Origin of the sequence: Pseudomonas sp. RIT623 (assembly GCF_004519305.1) — a bacterium.
Lineage (GTDB): Bacteria > Pseudomonadota > Gammaproteobacteria > Pseudomonadales > Pseudomonadaceae > Aquipseudomonas.
Map to the genome: position 1 here is coordinate 50,067 of NZ_SOZA01000029.1, position 15,440 is coordinate 65,506.

A 15,440-nucleotide genomic window follows, 5' to 3' on the forward strand; every position below is an offset into this window, starting at 1 on the left:
GGCCGCTCCTACATTTGTTGCAACGTACCAAGCCTGTCAGGCCATGGTTGTCCGCCTTGGTGCCTGTCTTGAGACGGGCGGAGCGGCAGAGGTGCCCACACTGAAGCCGCGTCGTGCAAACAAGGCGGACCCGGTAATGGCGCAGGATTGACTGGCCCGAAACAGATGTAGGAGCGGCCTTGCGTCGCGATGCGCCGCGTGGGCGGCGCTCGATCTGATAGGCGCTGCAAGGGTTACGTCGGGCACTTGTTGGGTCCTGGCTCAGTCTATAGCTCCCGCGCCCAGCGACCTTGTAAAAGGCCTGATCCTCAAGGCACCTGCACACCTTCCTTGTGCAGCATGTCCACCAGCCGAATCAATGGCAGCCCGATCAGGCTCGTGGCATCACAGCCGTGGGTGCTCTGGAACAGGCTCACTCCCAACCCCTCCGCCTTGAAACTCCCGGCGCAGTCCAGTGGCTGCTCGGCCGTCACGTAGCGCTCCACGCGCTCCCGATCCAGCTCGCGCATCGTTACGGTAAACGGCACGCAATCGACCTGGCAGTGGCCGGTGGCGCTGTTCAGCAGTGCCAGTCCGGTGAGGAAGGTGACCTGCTGCCCGCTGGCCTCCAGCAGTTGCTCGCAGGCGCGTTCGAAGGTGTGGGGCTTGCCGAGGATCTGCTCGCCCAGTACCGCCACCTGGTCGGAGCCGATGATCAGGTGGTTGGTGTGGCTGACGACCAAGGCTTCGGCCTTCTGTCGGGCCAGGCGGCGGACCAGCTCGACGGCGGGCTCGCCATCGAGGCGCCGTTCGTCAAGGTCGGGGCTCGCCCAGGTGAAGGGCAGGCGCAGGCGGGTGAGCAGTTCGCGGCGGTAGGGCGAGCTGGAAGCCAGTAACAGGGGAAGCATGGTAGACTCCTGGGCAATTGACCCGAATTCTAACATGCGAGATGCCACCTAATTTCCTTTGACAGGGAGGGGGTGCATCCCTAGAATGCTGCGCCTATGTTGAATGACCCGATTCCACCTCACGTTGACCCGCGCAAATTGGCTGATCGTGGCGTAACCCTCGAAGGTTCGCTGCAGCTCGCTGATTTGGAAAGACTCTGCGACCCGCTTTCCGACAATGTCGGTACGGTGCAGGCGAAGTTCGATTTTGAACGAGATGAACAGCACGTCGTGGTTATCCACAGTGAGCTGGATGTCGAGGTCAAGATGGTTTGCCAGCGTTGTCTTGAGCTGGTCACCCTGCCGATCCACAGCGAATGTACATACGCCGTGGTGAAGGAGGGTGCGAACACCCAGTCGTTGCCGAAAGGCTATGACGTGCTGGAACTGGGCGAAGATCCTTTGGATCTGCAGGCGCTGATCGAGGAAGAGCTGTTGCTCGCCCTGCCGATCGTGCCTGCTCATCATCCGGAAGAATGCCAGCAGCCGGCGGGACTCGATGAGCCCGAGCCGAGCAAGGACGAGGTATCGCGGTCCAACCCGTTCAGTGTATTGGCGCAGTTAAAGCGTGACCCAAACGTTTAGGAGTTAATCAATTATGGCTGTTCAGCAGAACAAAAAATCCCGCTCTGCCCGTGACATGCGCCGTTCGCACGACGCCCTGTCGGCCGAGGCCCTGTCGGTAGAGAAAACCACCGGTGAAGTACACCTGCGTCACCACGTATCGCCAGAAGGCGTATACCGTGGTCGCAAAGTGATCGACAAGGGCGCCGACGAGTAATCCTTGTCCGCTCAGATCATCGCGATCGACGCAATGGGCGGGGACTTCGGTCCCCGCAGCATTGTCCAGGCTAGCATTGCCTGCCTTTCGGCTACTCCCTCGCTGCACCTGACCCTCGTCGGTCAACCCTCCCTCCTTGAAGATCTTGTCAGCGGCCTTGCGGCTGCGGATCGCGCGCGCCTGCAAATTGTCGCGGCCAGCGAAGTGATCGGCATGGACGAGCGGCCATCGCAGGCGTTGCGGGGCAAGCCTGATTCGTCGATGCGCATCGCCCTCGAACTGGTGCGCGATGGCAAGGCTCAGGCCTGCGTAAGTGCCGGCAATACCGGCGCGCTCATGGCCTTGTCGCGTTTCGTGCTCAAGACCTTGCCCGGTATCGATCGCCCGGCGATGGTGGCGGCGATCCCGACCCAGGCCGGCTACTGCCAGTTGCTTGATCTCGGCGCCAACGTCGACTGCAGCGCGGACAACCTCTACCAGTTCGCCGTGATGGGCTCGGTGGCCGCCCAGGCCCTGGGCGTGCATCGGCCGCGGGTGGCGCTGCTCAATATCGGTACCGAGGACATCAAGGGCAACCAGCAGGTCAAGCTGGCCGCCAGTCTGTTGCAGAACGCCCAGGGGCTGAACTACATCGGCTTCGTCGAGGGTGACGGGTTGTACCGTGGCGAGGCGGACGTGGTGGTGTGCGATGGTTTCGTCGGCAATATCCTGCTCAAGTCCAGCGAAGGCCTGGCCACCATGATCGCTGCGCGCGTCGAGGCGTTGTTCCGTGGTGGCCTGTTGGCCAGGGCGGCTGGGGCCATGGCCATGCCGCTGCTCAAGCGTCTGCAGGCCGATCTGGCGCCGGCGCGGCATAACGGCGCGAGTTTTTTGGGCTTGCAGGGCATCGTCATCAAGAGCCATGGCTCGGCGGGCGTGCAGGGTTTGCAGAGTGCGATCCAGCGGGCGCTGATCGAGATCCAGGAGAACCTGCCGCAGCGCCTGCACGGGCGTCTCGAGGACTTGTTGCCGTGATGCGGCCAAAACAGGTCTTAGGCATATCCGCGATGAAGTGCTTAAATGTGACCGCTTGGTCCGCCGTTCCATCCAAGCTTTCAGATTGCGCGTCTGGCCCGCGGCCTGGCGCACCCTATCCGACGACAAGATCATAAGGGCTTGTTCAATGTCTGCATCCCTCGCATTCGTCTTTCCTGGTCAAGGTTCCCAGTCGCTGGGCATGCTCGCAGAGCTGGGCGCCGAAAAACCGGTAATCGTCGAGACCTTCAAGGAAGCGTCCGAGGCCCTGGGCTACGACCTGTGGAAACTGGTCCAGGAAGGCCCGGAAGAACAACTCAACCAGACCGACAAGACCCAGCCGGCCATTCTGACCGCCTCCATCGCCCTGTGGCGCCTGTGGCTGGAAGAGGGCGGCGCGCAGCCTGCCTTCGTTTCCGGGCACAGCCTGGGTGAATACAGCGCCCTGGTCGCCGCTGGCAGCCTGTCGCTCAAAGATGCCGTACGCCTGGTCGAGCGCCGTGGCCAGCTGATGCAGGAGGCCGTACCTGCCGGCCATGGTGCCATGGCCGCCATCCTTGGCCTGGACGACGCCGTGGTGGTCGAGATTTGCGCCGCAGCCGCCGAAGACGAAGTGGTCAGCGCGGTGAACTTCAATTCGCCGGGCCAGGTGGTCATCGCCGGCAACAAGGCTGCGGTCGATCGTGCCATCGAGCTGTGCAAGGCCAAGGGCGCCAAGCGTGCCCTGCCATTGGCGGTCAGCGTGCCATCGCACTGCGCCCTGATGAAGCCGGCCGCCGAGCGCTTCGCCGAGTCGGTCAACGCCATCGAATGGAAAGCGCCGCAGATCCCGGTGGTGCAGAACGTCACCGCGGCCATCGCCGCCGACCTCGATGCCCTCAAGCAGGACCTGCTGGCGCAGCTGTACCAGCCGGTACGCTGGGTCGAGTGCGTGCAGGCCCTGGCTGCGCGCGGCGCGGTCAACCTGGTCGAGTGCGGCCCGGGCAAGGTCCTGGCTGGCCTGAACAAGCGTTGCGCCGACGGCGTGACCACCTACAACCTCAACACCCCAGACGCCGTCGCCGCCACCCGCGCGGCGCTGGCTTGAATTCGGAGAAGCTTGCATGAGCCTGCAAGGTAAAGTTGCACTGGTCACCGGCGCCAGCCGTGGTATCGGCCAGGCCATCGCCCTCGAACTGGGCCGCCAGGGCGCCATCGTCATCGGTACCGCCACCTCGGCCTCGGGCGCCGAGCGCATCGCCGCCACCCTGAAAGAGCACGGCATCCAGGGCACCGGCATGGAACTGAACGTGACCAGCGCCGAGTCCGTCGACAAGGTGCTGGGCGCCATCGGCGAGCAGTTTGGCGCGCCAGCCATTCTGGTCAACAACGCCGGTATCACCCGCGACAACCTGATGCTGCGGATGAAAGACGACGAATGGTTCGACGTGATCGATACCAACCTCAATAGCCTGTACCGTCTGTCCAAGGGCGTGCTGCGCGGCATGACCAAGGCCCGTTGGGGCCGTATCATCAGCATCGGTTCGGTGGTGGGTGCCATGGGCAACGCCGGCCAGGCCAACTACGCCGCCGCCAAGGCCGGCCTTGAGGGCTTCAGCCGTGCCCTGGCCCGTGAAGTGGGTTCGCGCGGCATCACCGTCAACTCGGTGACCCCAGGCTTTATCGACACGGATATGACCCGCGAGCTGCCAGAAGCGCAGCGCGAGGCCCTGCAGAAGGAAATTCCGCTGGGTCGCCTGGGCCAGGCCGAGGAGATCGCCAAGGTGGTTTCCTTCCTGGCTTCCGACGGCGCAGCCTACGTCACCGGCGCTACCGTGCCGGTGAACGGCGGGATGTACATGTAAAATCCGCAACTCAATGTGACGGATCGGTTCAAAAAAGAGTCATACTCCGAGCCTAAAATCCGTTATAAAGCTGCAACCAGATTCCGGACAGCGGGCCGGGTGACTTGGTGGAAGGCGCGTTACGCTTGAAAAGCAGGCGTCTTCCTATAAACTTGGTCACCGGCCAGCTGCCTGACATATGTCCATTAGGAGTGAAAACTAGGTATGAGCACCATCGAAGAACGCGTCAAGAAAATCGTCGCCGAGCAACTGGGCGTCAAGGAAGAGGAAGTCAAGAACGAATCTTCCTTCGTTGAGGACCTGGGTGCCGACTCGCTTGACACCGTTGAGCTGGTGATGGCTCTGGAAGAGGAATTCGAGACCGAAATCCCTGACGAAGAAGCCGAGAAGATCACTACCGTTCAAGCCGCTATCGACTACGTCAACAGCCACCAGGCCTAAGACGTTCCAGTCGACGCTTCTTGTCGGGAAAAACCGCACTGCCGTCGCCGGCGTGCGGTTTTTTCTTTGCAAGCTATGCAATGAACACCGGAGTCTGTTGCCAGGCCATTGGCGCTGCCAGTGCACTGGCAAGAGACTCTGTTATTAGAAAATGAGGAGAGTACTGTGTCGCGTAGACGCGTCGTGGTCACTGGTATGGGTATGCTGTCGCCACTGGGTACCGATGTACCGAGCACCTGGCAGGGCATTCTGGCTGGCCGCAGTGGCATCGGTCCGATCGAGCATACGGATCTGTCTGCCTACTCCACCCGTTTTGGCGGCTCGGTGAAAGGCTTCGAAGTCGAGCAGTACCTGTCGGCCAAAGAGGCCCGCAAGCTCGACCTGTTCATCCAGTACGGCCTGGCGGCCGGTTTCCAGGCGGTGCGCAACGCCGGCCTTGAGGTTACCGACGCCAACCGCGAGCGTATCGGCGTGGCCATGGGCTCGGGCATCGGTGGCCTGACCAACATCGAAGAGACCAGCCGCACCCTGCACGAGCAAGGGCCACGGCGGATCTCGCCGTTCTTCGTGCCGGGCTCGATCATCAACATGATCTCCGGCTTCCTGTCGATCCACCTTGGCCTGCAAGGCCCGAACTACGCGATCGCCACCGCCTGCACCACCGGCACCCACTGCATCGGCATGGCCGCGCGCAACATCGCCTACGGCGAAGCCGACGTGATGATTGCCGGCGGTGCCGAAATGGCCGCCTGTGGCCTGGGCATGGGCGGCTTCGGCGCCTCCCGTGCGCTGTCCACCCGTAACGACGAGCCGGCCCGTGCCAGCCGTCCGTGGGACAAGGGCCGCGACGGCTTCGTATTGTCCGACGGTGCCGGTGCCCTGGTGCTCGAGGAGCTCGAGCATGCCAAGGCCCGTGGCGCGACCATCTACGCCGAGCTGGTCGGTTTCGGCATGAGCGGTGACGCCTACCACATGACCTCGCCGCCCGATTCTGGCGAAGGCGCGGCCCGCTGCATGGCCAACGCGCTGCGCGATGCCGGCATCCAGCCCGAGGACGTCAGCTACATCAACGCCCACGGCACCTCGACGCCGGCCGGCGATGTGGCCGAAGTGGCCGCGATCAAGCGCGTGTTCGGCGATCACGCCTACAAGCTGGCGGTCAGCTCGACCAAATCGATGACCGGCCACCTGCTCGGTGCCGCCGGCGCGGTGGAAGCGATCTTCAGCGTCCTGGCGATCAACAGCCAGATGGCGCCGCCGACCATCAACCTGGACGAGCCGGACGAAGGCTGTGACCTGGACTTCGTGCCGCATCAGGCGCGCAGCATGCCGATCGATGTGGTGCTGTCCAACTCCTTCGGCTTTGGTGGCACCAACGGCTCGCTGGTATTCCGCCGGTTCGCCGACTGATGCACAGTTGGATCGACGGCCAGGACGCGGCTGCAGTCAACCTGCAGAACCGTGGCCTGGCCTATGGCGACGGCCTGTTCGAGACCATTGCCGTGCGCGGCGGCAGGCCCAGCCTGCTCGCCCTGCACCTCGATCGTCTGGCGCTGGGATGTCAGCGTCTGGCGATCGAGGTCGATCTGGCGCTTGTGCGCAATGAACTGTTGCAATTCGCCCAGCTACTGGGTGAGGGCGTCGCCAAGTTGATCCTGACCCGTGGTGATAGCCAGCGCGGCTATGCTCCGGTCGCGGGTGCTCAGGCGCGGCGCATTCTCCAGGGCAGCCCCTTGCCCGTTTATCCCGTTGCAAACGCAGAACAAGGTGTACGCCTGTTCGCCTGCCAGACACGGCTGGCGGAACAACCGCTGCTGGCCGGGCTCAAACACCTCAACCGCCTCGAGCAGGTGCTGGCTCGGGCCGAATGGCAGGACAGCACATTGGCCGAAGGCTTGATGCGTGACGGCCAAGGGCGGGTAATCGAAGGGGTGTACAGCAATCTGTTCCTGGTGCGCGATGGCGTGCTGCTGACTGCCGACCTGAGCCGTTGCGGCGTGGCCGGGGTGATGCGCGCGGCGTTGCTGGAGCAGGCCGCGCTGCTGGGCATCCCCGTGCAGGTACGGGACTTGCCGTTCGAGATGCTGGAGCAGGCTGACGAGGTGTTTGTCTGCAACAGCGTCTACGGCATCTGGCCTGTACGCGAAATCGCCGTGCTGAACTGGCCGGCGGGACCACTCACCCGTAAACTGCAGGCCGTTGCCCGTACGTTACTGGATACCTGATTCGTGAGACGCAAATTCCTGCTGCTGCTGGAAATGAGCTTGATCATCGCCGGCCTGGCACTGGGCTGGGCCGCCTGGAAGGTCAACGCGGTCCTGGAACAGCCCCTGCAAGTGGCGCAGGAGCGCCTGCTCGACGTGCCCAGCGGCACGACGCCCAATCGCATGTTCTACCGCATGCAGAGCGAAGGCCTGCTCGATGATCCGCTGTGGCTGCGTCTTTACTGGCGCTTCAACATGGCCGGTACGCCGCTGCATACCGGCGAGTATCGCGTGACCCCAGGCATGACCGTGGGGCAGTTGTTCGATGCCTGGAAGCGTGGCGACGTGGTGCAGTACAACCTGACCCTGGTCGAGGGCTGGACCTTCCGCCAGGTGCGTGCCGCAGTCGCCAAGCATGAAAAGCTCAAGCACACCCTCGAGGGGCTGTCAGACTCCGAGGTGATGGACAAGCTCGGCCACACCGGGGTGTTCCCCGAAGGCCGCTTCTTCCCCGACACCTATCGCTTCGTGCGGGGCATGAGCGATGTCGAACTGTTGCAGCAGGCCTATATGCGCCTGGATGAAGTCTTGGCCAAGGAGTGGGCCGAGCGCAGCACCGACCTACCGTATCGCGACCCGTATCAGGCGTTGATCATGGCTTCTCTGGTGGAGAAGGAGACCGGTATCCCCCAGGAGCGCGGGCAGATCGCTGGTGTGTTCGTGCGGCGCATGCGCCTGGGCATGATGCTGCAGACCGACCCGACCGTGATCTATGGCATGGGCGAGCGCTACAACGGCAAGATCACCCGCGCCGACCTGCGCGAACCGACGCCCTATAACACCTACACGATGACCGGCCTGCCGCCGACACCGATCGCCATGGTCGGCCGCGAGGCGATCCATGCCGCGCTGAACCCCAGCGACGGCTCGAGCCTGTACTTCGTCGCCCGCGGCGATGGCAGCCATGTGTTCTCCGACGACCTGGACGACCACAACAGCGCCGTGCGCGAGTTCCAGCTCAAGCGTCGCGCCGATTATCGCTCGAGCCCCGCGCCACAGGGCCAGCCCGCCGCGCCGCAGAACGGCGCCGCGCCAGCGCCCGAGGCTGAGCCGACAGCGCCCACCGATGAATCCGCGCCGGCCGATGAGCCTGCGCCAGACGACACTAAGGAACACTCGTGAGCGGTTTGTTTATCACCCTGGAAGGCCCCGAAGGCGCGGGCAAGAGCACCAATCGCGAGTACCTGGCGGCGCGCCTGCGCGAGCAGGGCATCGATGTGGTCATGACCCGCGAACCGGGGGGCACGCCGCTGGCCGAGCGCATTCGTGAGCTGCTACTGGCGCCGAGCGAAGAGGCCATGGCGGTCGATACCGAATTGCTGCTGATGTTCGCCGCTCGTGCCCAGCACCTGGCGCAGGTGATCCGTCCGGCGCTGGCTCGCGGCGCGGTGGTGCTGTGCGACCGCTTCACCGACGCCACCTACGCCTACCAGGGCGGTGGGCGCGGGCTGCCAGTCGAGCGCATCGCTATCCTCGAGTCTTTCGTCCAGGGCGAACTGCGCCCCGACCTGACCCTGGTGTTCGACCTGCCGGTGGAAGTCGGCCTGGCCCGTGCAGCGGCCCGTGGCCGACTGGACCGTTTCGAGCAGGAAGGCCAGGCCTTCTTCGAAGCGGTGCGCCAGGCCTACCTGCAGCGCGCCGGCCAGCAGCCGCAGCGCTACAGCCTGCTGGACGCGGCGCAGCCGCTGGCCGCGGTGCAGCGGGCGATCGATGCCCTGGTGCCCGGCATCCTGGAGCGTTGCCGTGGCTGAAGCCTACCCCTGGCAGCAGGCGCTTTGGCAGCAGTTGGCCGGACGTGGCCAGCACGCCCATGCCTACCTGTTGCACGGGCCGCAGGGTATCGGCAAGCGCGCCCTGGCCGAGCGCCTGATGGCGCGCCTGCTGTGCCAGCAGCCCCAAGGGCTGGAGGCTTGCGGGCAGTGCAAGTCGTGCTTGTTGCTCAAGGCCGGCAGCCACCCGGACAACTTCATCCTGGAGCCCGAGGAAGCCGACAAGCCGATCAAGATCGACCAGGTCCGCGAGCTGGTGTCCTTCGTGGTGCAGACCGCCCAGCAGGGCGGGCGCAAGGTGGTGCTGATCGAGCCGGTGGAGGCGATGAACATCAATGCCGCCAACGCCCTGCTCAAGAGCCTCGAGGAGCCCTCGGGCGACACCGTGCTGCTGTTGGTCAGCCACCAGCCCAGCCGCCTGTTGCCGACCATCAAGAGCCGCTGCCAGCAAGTGGCCTGTCCGCAGCCAAGCCTGGCCCAGAGCCGCGCCTGGCTGGCTGGCGCGCTGGCGGACAGTGACGAGCCGGCACGCGAAGAGCTGCTGACCCTGGCCGCCGGCTCGCCACTGATGGCGCTCAGCTTGCAGGCCCAGGGTGTGCGCGAACAGCGGGCGCTGGTCACCGACGGGGTGAAGAAGTTGCTCAAGCAGCAGCAATCGCCCAGCCAGTTGGCCGAGGCCTGGAATGGCGTGCCCTTGCTGCTGCTGTTCGACTGGTTCTGCGACTGGGCGCACCTGATCCTGCGCTATCAGTTGACCCAGGATGAGGACGGACTAGGCTTGGCCGACATGCGCAAGGTCGTGCAGTACCTGGCGCAGAAGAGCCGTCAGGCCAAGGTGCTGGAGCTCCAGGCGTGGATCCTCGAGCAGCGCCAGAAGGTGCTGGACAAGGCCAACCTCAACCGTGTACTGCTGCTCGAAGCCTTGCTCGCCCACTGGGTGCAGTTGCCCGGCCAGCGTTGATTCCTATCGTTCATTCAGGTGTGTCCTGTTGCCATGCTCGTAGATTCCCATTGCCACCTCGATCGTCTTGACCTGAGTGCTCACCAGGGCTCCCTCGATGCCGCCCTGCAGGCGGCGCGCGCGCGCGGGGTGGGGCATTTCCTGTGCATCGGCGTGAGCGCCGAAAACGCCGGGGCGGTCAAGGCGCTCAGCGAGCAATACGCCGATGTCGACTGCTCGGTGGGGGTGCACCCGCTGGACCTGGCGCCCGGAGAAACTCCCGCGTTGGAATGGCTACTGCGCGAACTGGCTCATCCGCACGTGGTGGCCATTGGCGAGACTGGCCTGGACTACCACTACGAGCCCGAAGCCGCCGAGTTGCAGCAGGCGTCGTTCCGCCTGCACCTGGAAGCCTCGCGGCAGACCGGCAAGCCGGTGGTGGTGCATACCCGTGCCGCCCGCGCCGACACCCTGGCGCTGCTGCGCGAGGCCAGCCTGCCCCAGGCGGGGGTGCTGCACTGTTTCACCGAGGACTGGGAGATGGCCAAGGCCGCGCTGGACCTGGGCTACTACATTTCGCTGTCGGGCATCGTCACCTTCCGCAATGCCGACGCGTTGCGCGATGTGGCGCGCCAGGTACCGGTGGACCGCCTGCTGGTGGAGACCGACTCGCCGTACCTGGCCCCCATTCCGCACCGCGGCAAGCCGAACCTGCCGCAATATGTACGGGACGTGGCCGAGTATGTGGCATCGCTGCGCGGGGTGAGCTATGCGCAGTTGGCCGAGCAGACCACGGCGAACTTCAAGCGTTTGTTCCCGTTGGCGCGGGTGGCCTGAGGAGCGCCTCCAGGCCAGCCAGCGCGATGCCTGGTTCGCCAGCAAGGCTGGCGCCTGCCTGTGACCTGGGCAAAAAAAACCCGGGTTCTGGGGGGGGAATCCGGGTTAAGACCATTAGGAGTAAAACAAAGGTACACGGTCCCTGGGCACCTTTATCGGCGCGCCACTTGGGGGGATGCGCCGCGCCAACAGTTCAAGTATTGGTCAGGATTGGCGCCCCGCCAGCGCGTATTGGTCGTTTTTTAAACAGATTTGGAATACGCCAGCCTGCCCTTGGGCCTTCAACGCATGGCAATCTGCCGGACCTGTCGTAGTGCGTCGTCGATCAGGCGCTGATCGGTATAGAAGTGTGGGGAAAAACGCACCCCCGGACCGCGCTGCGCGCAGATCACGCCATTGTTGGTCAAGGTTCGATAAATGTCGGCATTGGCATGGCCATCCAGGCTGAAACTGACGATCCCGGCCCGACGAGCAGGATCAGCCGGGCTATGTAGCTGGGCGCCGGGGATGGCCGCCAGGCCGTCGTGCAGTTGGTTGACCCGCAGCGCCAGCTGGTCGGCGACGACCGCCATGCCGACTTCCTCCAGCAGCGACAGGCTGGCTTCCAGGGCGCAGGCCCCCAACATGTTCGGGCTGCCACATTCGAAGCGGCGCGCGCTGTGGGCCGGCTGCCATTGGCGCCGCTCGAAATCGCCGAGGTGTTCGAGCATGTGCCAGCCGTAGGCGTGCAGTTTCAGCTGGTGGCGCAGTTCGCGGCGGCAGTAGAACAGCCCCAGGCCTTCTGGGCCAAGCATCCATTTGTGGCCGTCGGCCATGGCGAAGTCGCAATGACTGGCCTGCACGTCGAAGGGCAGGGCGCCAACCTGCTGGATGGCGTCGACGCAGAACAATACGCCTTGCCGGCGGCATGCCAAGCCGAGGTGGACAAGGTCCAGGCGCAGGCCGCTGGCGTATTGCACGGCGCTCACCGCCAGCAGTCGAGCACGCGGGCCGCAGGCGGCCAGTAGCGCGGCTTCCGGCGCCGTTGCGGCGAGGCTTACCTCGATCACCTCCACGCCTTGCTCGGCCAGGGCCTGCCAGACCACGCGGTTGGAGACAAACTCCTCGGCGCTGATGATCACCTGGTCGCCAGGCTGCCACGTCAGGCCGAAGGCCACTAGCGACAGGGCCTGCGAGGTGCTGCCCAGCAAGGCGATATCGGCGCTGTCGGGGGCGTTGACCAGCCGCGCCAGGCGCTCGCGCAGGCGCCGTTCGGTGGCCAGCCAGGCTGGGTATGCGCAGGCCCCCAGGCGTTGGTTGTCGCGGGCGAAGCGGGCCACCGCGTCGCTGGCCCTGCGTGGCCAGGGGGCAATGGCCGCGTGGTTCAGATAGCACAGGCCCGGCGCTTGGTCGAACTCATCATGAAACACAGACATGGTTGGAAGATCCGTGCAATTTGCCGCCACTTAGGCATAATAAACCGCTTCGATCGTCATCCCAGTCCTTCCTATGCAGAAAGAACCTCGTAAGGTCCGTGAGTTTCGTCGTCGCGAGCAAGAAATCCTCGACACGGCGCTCAAGCTGTTTCTCGAACAAGGTGAAGACAGTGTCACCGTCGAGATGATCGCCGACGCCGTAGGCATCGGCAAAGGCACGATCTACAAGCATTTCAAGTCCAAGGCGGAGATCTACCTGCGCCTGATGCTCGACTATGAGCGCGACCTGAACGAGCTGTTGCACTCGGCGGACGTCGACCGCGACAAGGAAGCCCTGTCGCGCGCCTACTTCGAGTTCCGCATGCGCGACCCGCAGCGCTACCGGCTGTTCGACCGTCTGGAAGAAAAGGTGGTCAAGGGCAACCAGGTGCCGGAAATGGTCGAGCAGTTGCATAAGATCCGTGCCTCCAACTTCGACCGTCTGACGCAATTGATCAAGGGCCGGATCAGCGAAGGCAAGCTCGAGGACGTGCCGCCGTACTTCCACTACTGCGCGGCCTGGGCCCTGGTCCATGGCGCGGTGGCGCTGTATCACTCGCCGTTCTGGAGCAATGTGCTGGAAGATCAGGAAGGTTTCTTCCAGTTCCTCATGGATATCGGCGTGCGCATGGGCAACAAGCGCAAGCGCGATCCGGAGCCTGCCAACTGACGCCGCGATGTAGCACCGGCTGCGCCGGTGTTCGCCGGCAAGCCGGCTCCTACCCTGTGGCCCGTCCTGGATCCTGTAGAGCCAGCCTTGCTGGCGAACACAGCGTTCTTCGCCGGCAGGGCTTGCAAAAACCTGATTTATAAGTCAGGTTTTGCCGGCCCGATTCATCCATGCCGGAGTCACCCATGATCGTCGACCGTCAAGGCAGGCGTTTTCGCAACCTGCGCGTCAGCCTGACTGCTGCCTGCAACTACGCCTGCACCTATTGCGTGCCCGACGGCAAGCGCCTGGTGGCGGCGCAGGACGAACTGTCGGCGGATGCGTTGGCCCGTGGCGTGGCGTACCTGGTGGAGGCGGCTGGCATCGAACGGTTGCGCATCACCGGCGGCGAGCCGCTGGTCAGTCCACGGTTGCAGGCGTTTCTCCTGGCGGTTGGCCAGCTCGGGCTCGAGGACATCAGCCTGACCACCAATGGTCAGTTGCTCTCACGCAAGTTGCCGCTGCTGCGCGATGCCGGCATTCGCCGGCTCAATGTCTCCCTCGATACCCTTGACCCGTTGGCATTCCGCCGGATCGCCCGCGGTGGCGACTTGGCCAGCGTGCTGGCGGGCATGGAACAGGCCAGTGCCGCCGGCATGGCAATCAAGGTCAACATGGTGCCGATGCGCGGGCAGAACCTCGACCAGGTCATGCCGATGCTGGAGTATTGCCTGGCTCATGGTTACGAGTTGCGTTTCATCGAGCTGATGCGCATGGGCCATCTGGCCCGTGAGCGCAACGCCTTCGTGCAACAGTTCGTCGGCCTCGAACAGTTGCTGGCGCTGATCGGCCAGGTGTACGCCTATGAGCAGGCGGCACGGCCCTTGGATGCCACGGCCTTGCGTTATCGCATTCCTGGCAAGGGGCACTTTGGCGTGATTGCCAACGAGAGCGTGCCGTTTTGCCGGAGCTGCTCGCGTCTGCGTCTGTCCTCCACTGGTTGGCTGCATGGCTGCCTGTCGTCGAGCAACCGTCACTATGTCGGCGACCTGCTCGACAAACCGCGTCATCAGGCGTTGCCGGCTTTGCAGCGGTTGCTGGTGAAAGCCTTGGCGGACAAGCAGGACCAGGCGTTTTCCGGGGATGTGATGGTAATGAAGGTGATCGGCGGCTGACTCTGGCGCAAAAGCTGCATCCTGGCGGCTATTCGCCGGTTTTTCGTCACCGGCCTCTGGAGGAAAGATGCGTAGCCTGGTCTTGCTGCTGGCGCTGATGGCGTTGGGCGGCTGCATGAATGTCAGCGATATGGGCGAGGGCGTGCGTTACCACATGAGTGACGCGGGCCTGCTGGATCATAGCGACACCACCCGTACCCTGTCGGTCCGTTTGCAGCCGGACTCGTTCATCTTCATCGGCCAGGGTGCCTTCATGCCGCCGAGCAAGGGCCCGCAGCCGCGGCAGAACGCGGTGGCCGAGGAGGCGTTCAAGAGTTTCGTCGAGTACTTCCCGCTGGTGCGCCGTGCCCAGGGCCCGTTGGGCCTGGAAGACGCCATCGCCGAGGCGCGCTCGGTGGGGGCCGACTATGTGCTCTATACCCGCTTCGCCCGTACCGACGACCGTATTGGTAACGGCGACGAGTGGTATGACGAGCAGGCGGTCGACCGCCTGGGCTGGGACAGCGGTATCGTGCAGATGATGTTGATCGAGACCAGCACCCGTTACTTGATCGACACCGCGCGGATCAAGAGCCGCGGCGGTTTGTTGACGTTCCACGACAATACCCCGCAGGATTTGCTTGCCGCACCGATGCGCGAGTACGCTCGTAGCCTTCTGGGCATGAGTCGCTGAGCGAGGGTGAGATGACCGATTCGGGCAAGGCCAACGATCTTCTGGCGCAGATTCCCCAGCATAAAGGGCTGCCCCCGGTGCATTTGTGGAACCCGGATTTCTGCGGCGACATCGACATGCGCATTGCCCGCGATGGTACTTGGTACTACCTGGGTACGCCGATCGGGCGCAAGCCGATGGTCCGGTTGTTCTCCACCATCATTCGTCGGGATGGCGATGACTACTTCCTGGTTACGCCGGTGGAGAAGGTCGGCATCCGGGTCGATGATGCGCCGTTCGTTGCCGTGTTGCTGGACGTTGACGGGCAGGGTGAGGGGCAGGTGTTGCGTTTTACCAGCAACGTCGAGGACCAGGTCGAGGCCGGGCCGGGGAATCCGCTGCGTGTGGAGCTCAATCCGGTTACCCAGGAGCCGTCGCCCTACGTGTTGATGCGTGGCAACCTCGAGGCGCTGATCCACCGTAATGTGTTTTACCAACTGGTGGAGTTGGCGGTGCCGCGGGTGATTGATGGGGAAGTTTGGCTTGGGGTGTGGAGTCGGGGAGAGTTTTATCCTATTGGACATGCTGGCTAAATATTTACTTTGGTAGCCACCTTGTCCCCTTAAATACCCGTCCATATCAACTTCTTGCACTTGCACTTGCTCTTGCTCCGCTTTTGATTTTGCTTCTAAGC

18 protein-coding genes are annotated in these 15,440 nt (G+C 63.9%); 16 read left to right on the forward strand and 2 right to left on the reverse strand.

Going from position 1 to position 15,440, the window contains the following annotated elements; genetic code table 11:
• Nucleotides 1–308: 308 nt before the first annotated feature.
• Nucleotides 309–887, reverse strand: coding sequence for a nucleoside triphosphate pyrophosphatase (locus tag E3U47_RS18445; RefSeq protein ID WP_134693110.1), 579 nt, complete (start codon nt 885–887; stop codon nt 309–311).
• 96 nt (nt 888–983) lie between these two features.
• On the opposite strand from E3U47_RS18445, the gene E3U47_RS18450 reads away from it, so the two are divergent.
• The 12 genes from E3U47_RS18450 to E3U47_RS18505 all read left to right on the forward strand — a co-directional run bounded on the left by E3U47_RS18450 (nt 984) and on the right by E3U47_RS18505 (nt 10,816).
• On the forward strand, nt 984–1,511 hold the full coding sequence (locus E3U47_RS18450) for a YceD family protein (protein WP_134693111.1): 528 nt from the start codon (nt 984–986) through the stop codon (nt 1,509–1,511).
• A gap of 13 nt (nt 1,512–1,524) precedes the next feature.
• Nucleotides 1,525–1,707, forward strand: coding sequence for a 50S ribosomal protein L32 (gene rpmF / locus E3U47_RS18455; RefSeq protein WP_134693112.1), 183 nt, complete (start codon nt 1,525–1,527; stop codon nt 1,705–1,707).
• 3 nt (nt 1,708–1,710) lie between these two features.
• Nucleotides 1,711–2,721 (forward strand): phosphate acyltransferase PlsX, encoded by a 1,011-nt coding sequence (plsX, locus tag E3U47_RS18460; RefSeq protein WP_134693113.1) that lies wholly within the window; start codon nt 1,711–1,713, stop codon nt 2,719–2,721.
• Between the two features lie 148 nt (nt 2,722–2,869).
• On the forward strand, nt 2,870–3,808 hold the full coding sequence (fabD, locus tag E3U47_RS18465) for an ACP S-malonyltransferase (RefSeq protein WP_134693114.1): 939 nt from the start codon (nt 2,870–2,872) through the stop codon (nt 3,806–3,808).
• A 16-nt stretch (nt 3,809–3,824) separates the two neighbouring features.
• Nucleotides 3,825–4,565, forward strand: coding sequence for a 3-oxoacyl-ACP reductase FabG (gene fabG / locus E3U47_RS18470; protein WP_134693115.1), 741 nt, complete (start codon nt 3,825–3,827; stop codon nt 4,563–4,565).
• 204 nt (nt 4,566–4,769) lie between these two features.
• Complete coding sequence (gene acpP / locus E3U47_RS18475; RefSeq protein ID WP_010223225.1) at nt 4,770–5,006, forward strand: acyl carrier protein; 237 nt, start codon at nt 4,770–4,772, stop codon at nt 5,004–5,006.
• Between the two features lie 165 nt (nt 5,007–5,171).
• Nucleotides 5,172–6,416, forward strand: a complete 1,245-nt coding sequence (gene fabF / locus E3U47_RS18480) for a beta-ketoacyl-ACP synthase II (RefSeq protein WP_134693116.1) — start codon at nt 5,172–5,174, stop codon at nt 6,414–6,416.
• A complete protein-coding gene (pabC, locus tag E3U47_RS18485; RefSeq protein WP_134693117.1) occupies nt 6,416–7,231 on the forward strand; it encodes an aminodeoxychorismate lyase in 816 nt (271 codons plus the stop codon). The genes fabF and pabC overlap by 1 nt, the downstream gene beginning before the upstream one ends.
• A 3-nt stretch (nt 7,232–7,234) precedes the next feature.
• A complete protein-coding gene (gene mltG, locus E3U47_RS18490; RefSeq protein ID WP_134693118.1) occupies nt 7,235–8,392 on the forward strand; it encodes an endolytic transglycosylase MltG in 1,158 nt (385 codons plus the stop codon).
• On the forward strand, nt 8,389–9,021 hold the full coding sequence (gene tmk, locus E3U47_RS18495; protein WP_134693119.1) for a dTMP kinase: 633 nt from the start codon (nt 8,389–8,391) through the stop codon (nt 9,019–9,021). The genes mltG and tmk overlap by 4 nt, the downstream gene beginning before the upstream one ends.
• Nucleotides 9,014–10,000 (forward strand): DNA polymerase III subunit delta', encoded by a 987-nt coding sequence (locus tag E3U47_RS18500; RefSeq protein WP_134693120.1) that lies wholly within the window; start codon nt 9,014–9,016, stop codon nt 9,998–10,000. The genes tmk and E3U47_RS18500 overlap by 8 nt, the downstream gene beginning before the upstream one ends.
• 33 nt (nt 10,001–10,033) lie before the next feature.
• Nucleotides 10,034–10,816: a TatD family hydrolase gene (locus E3U47_RS18505; RefSeq protein WP_134693121.1), complete on the forward strand. Its 783-nt coding sequence runs from the start codon at nt 10,034–10,036 to the stop codon at nt 10,814–10,816.
• A gap of 281 nt (nt 10,817–11,097) precedes the next feature.
• On the opposite strand, the gene E3U47_RS18510 is transcribed toward E3U47_RS18505, so the two are convergent.
• A complete protein-coding gene (locus E3U47_RS18510; protein ID WP_134693122.1) occupies nt 11,098–12,231 on the reverse strand; it encodes an aminotransferase class V-fold PLP-dependent enzyme in 1,134 nt (377 codons plus the stop codon).
• A gap of 73 nt (nt 12,232–12,304) precedes the next feature.
• Between E3U47_RS18510 and E3U47_RS18515 the strand changes: the two genes are divergently transcribed.
• The 4 genes from E3U47_RS18515 to E3U47_RS18530 all read left to right on the forward strand — a co-directional run bounded on the left by E3U47_RS18515 (nt 12,305) and on the right by E3U47_RS18530 (nt 15,339).
• The gene (locus E3U47_RS18515) at nt 12,305–12,940 is read left to right on the forward strand and encodes a TetR/AcrR family transcriptional regulator (protein ID WP_134693123.1); all 636 of its coding nucleotides are present in this window, start codon (nt 12,305–12,307) and stop codon (nt 12,938–12,940) included.
• 185 nt (nt 12,941–13,125) lie between these two features.
• Nucleotides 13,126–14,094 (forward strand): GTP 3',8-cyclase MoaA, encoded by a 969-nt coding sequence (locus E3U47_RS18520; protein ID WP_134693124.1) that lies wholly within the window; start codon nt 13,126–13,128, stop codon nt 14,092–14,094.
• Between the two features lie 67 nt (nt 14,095–14,161).
• Nucleotides 14,162–14,767, forward strand: a complete 606-nt coding sequence (locus tag E3U47_RS18525; protein WP_134693125.1) for a DUF4823 domain-containing protein — start codon at nt 14,162–14,164, stop codon at nt 14,765–14,767.
• An 11-nt stretch (nt 14,768–14,778) separates the two neighbouring features.
• On the forward strand, nt 14,779–15,339 hold the full coding sequence (locus E3U47_RS18530; RefSeq protein WP_134693126.1) for a DUF1285 domain-containing protein: 561 nt from the start codon (nt 14,779–14,781) through the stop codon (nt 15,337–15,339).
• The last annotated feature ends 101 nt before the right edge of the window (nt 15,340–15,440 follow it).

What these genes read in the sequence shown, in the direction of transcription:
- fabD (WP_134693114.1), top strand. Translation starts at nt 2,870, where the DNA reads ATGTCTGCATCCCTCGCATTCGTCTTTCCTGGTCAAGGTTCCCAGTCG.
- acpP (WP_010223225.1), top strand. Translation starts at nt 4,770, where the DNA reads ATGAGCACCATCGAAGAACGCGTCAAGAAAATCGTCGCCGAGCAACTG.
- E3U47_RS18520 (WP_134693124.1), top strand. Translation starts at nt 13,126, where the DNA reads ATGATCGTCGACCGTCAAGGCAGGCGTTTTCGCAACCTGCGCGTCAGC.
- E3U47_RS18525 (WP_134693125.1), top strand. Translation starts at nt 14,162, where the DNA reads ATGCGTAGCCTGGTCTTGCTGCTGGCGCTGATGGCGTTGGGCGGCTGC.
- E3U47_RS18530 (WP_134693126.1), top strand. Translation starts at nt 14,779, where the DNA reads ATGACCGATTCGGGCAAGGCCAACGATCTTCTGGCGCAGATTCCCCAG.
- rpmF (WP_134693112.1), top strand. Translation starts at nt 1,525, where the DNA reads ATGGCTGTTCAGCAGAACAAAAAATCCCGCTCTGCCCGTGACATGCGC.
- E3U47_RS18445 (WP_134693110.1), bottom strand. Translation starts at nt 887, where the DNA reads ATGCTTCCCCTGTTACTGGCTTCCAGCTCGCCCTACCGCCGCGAACTG.
- pabC (WP_134693117.1), top strand. Translation starts at nt 6,416, where the DNA reads ATGCACAGTTGGATCGACGGCCAGGACGCGGCTGCAGTCAACCTGCAG.
- E3U47_RS18450 (WP_134693111.1), top strand. Translation starts at nt 984, where the DNA reads ATGTTGAATGACCCGATTCCACCTCACGTTGACCCGCGCAAATTGGCT.
- E3U47_RS18505 (WP_134693121.1), top strand. Translation starts at nt 10,034, where the DNA reads ATGCTCGTAGATTCCCATTGCCACCTCGATCGTCTTGACCTGAGTGCT.
- E3U47_RS18510 (WP_134693122.1), bottom strand. Translation starts at nt 12,231, where the DNA reads ATGTCTGTGTTTCATGATGAGTTCGACCAAGCGCCGGGCCTGTGCTAT.
- fabG (WP_134693115.1), top strand. Translation starts at nt 3,825, where the DNA reads ATGAGCCTGCAAGGTAAAGTTGCACTGGTCACCGGCGCCAGCCGTGGT.
- E3U47_RS18515 (WP_134693123.1), top strand. Translation starts at nt 12,305, where the DNA reads ATGCAGAAAGAACCTCGTAAGGTCCGTGAGTTTCGTCGTCGCGAGCAA.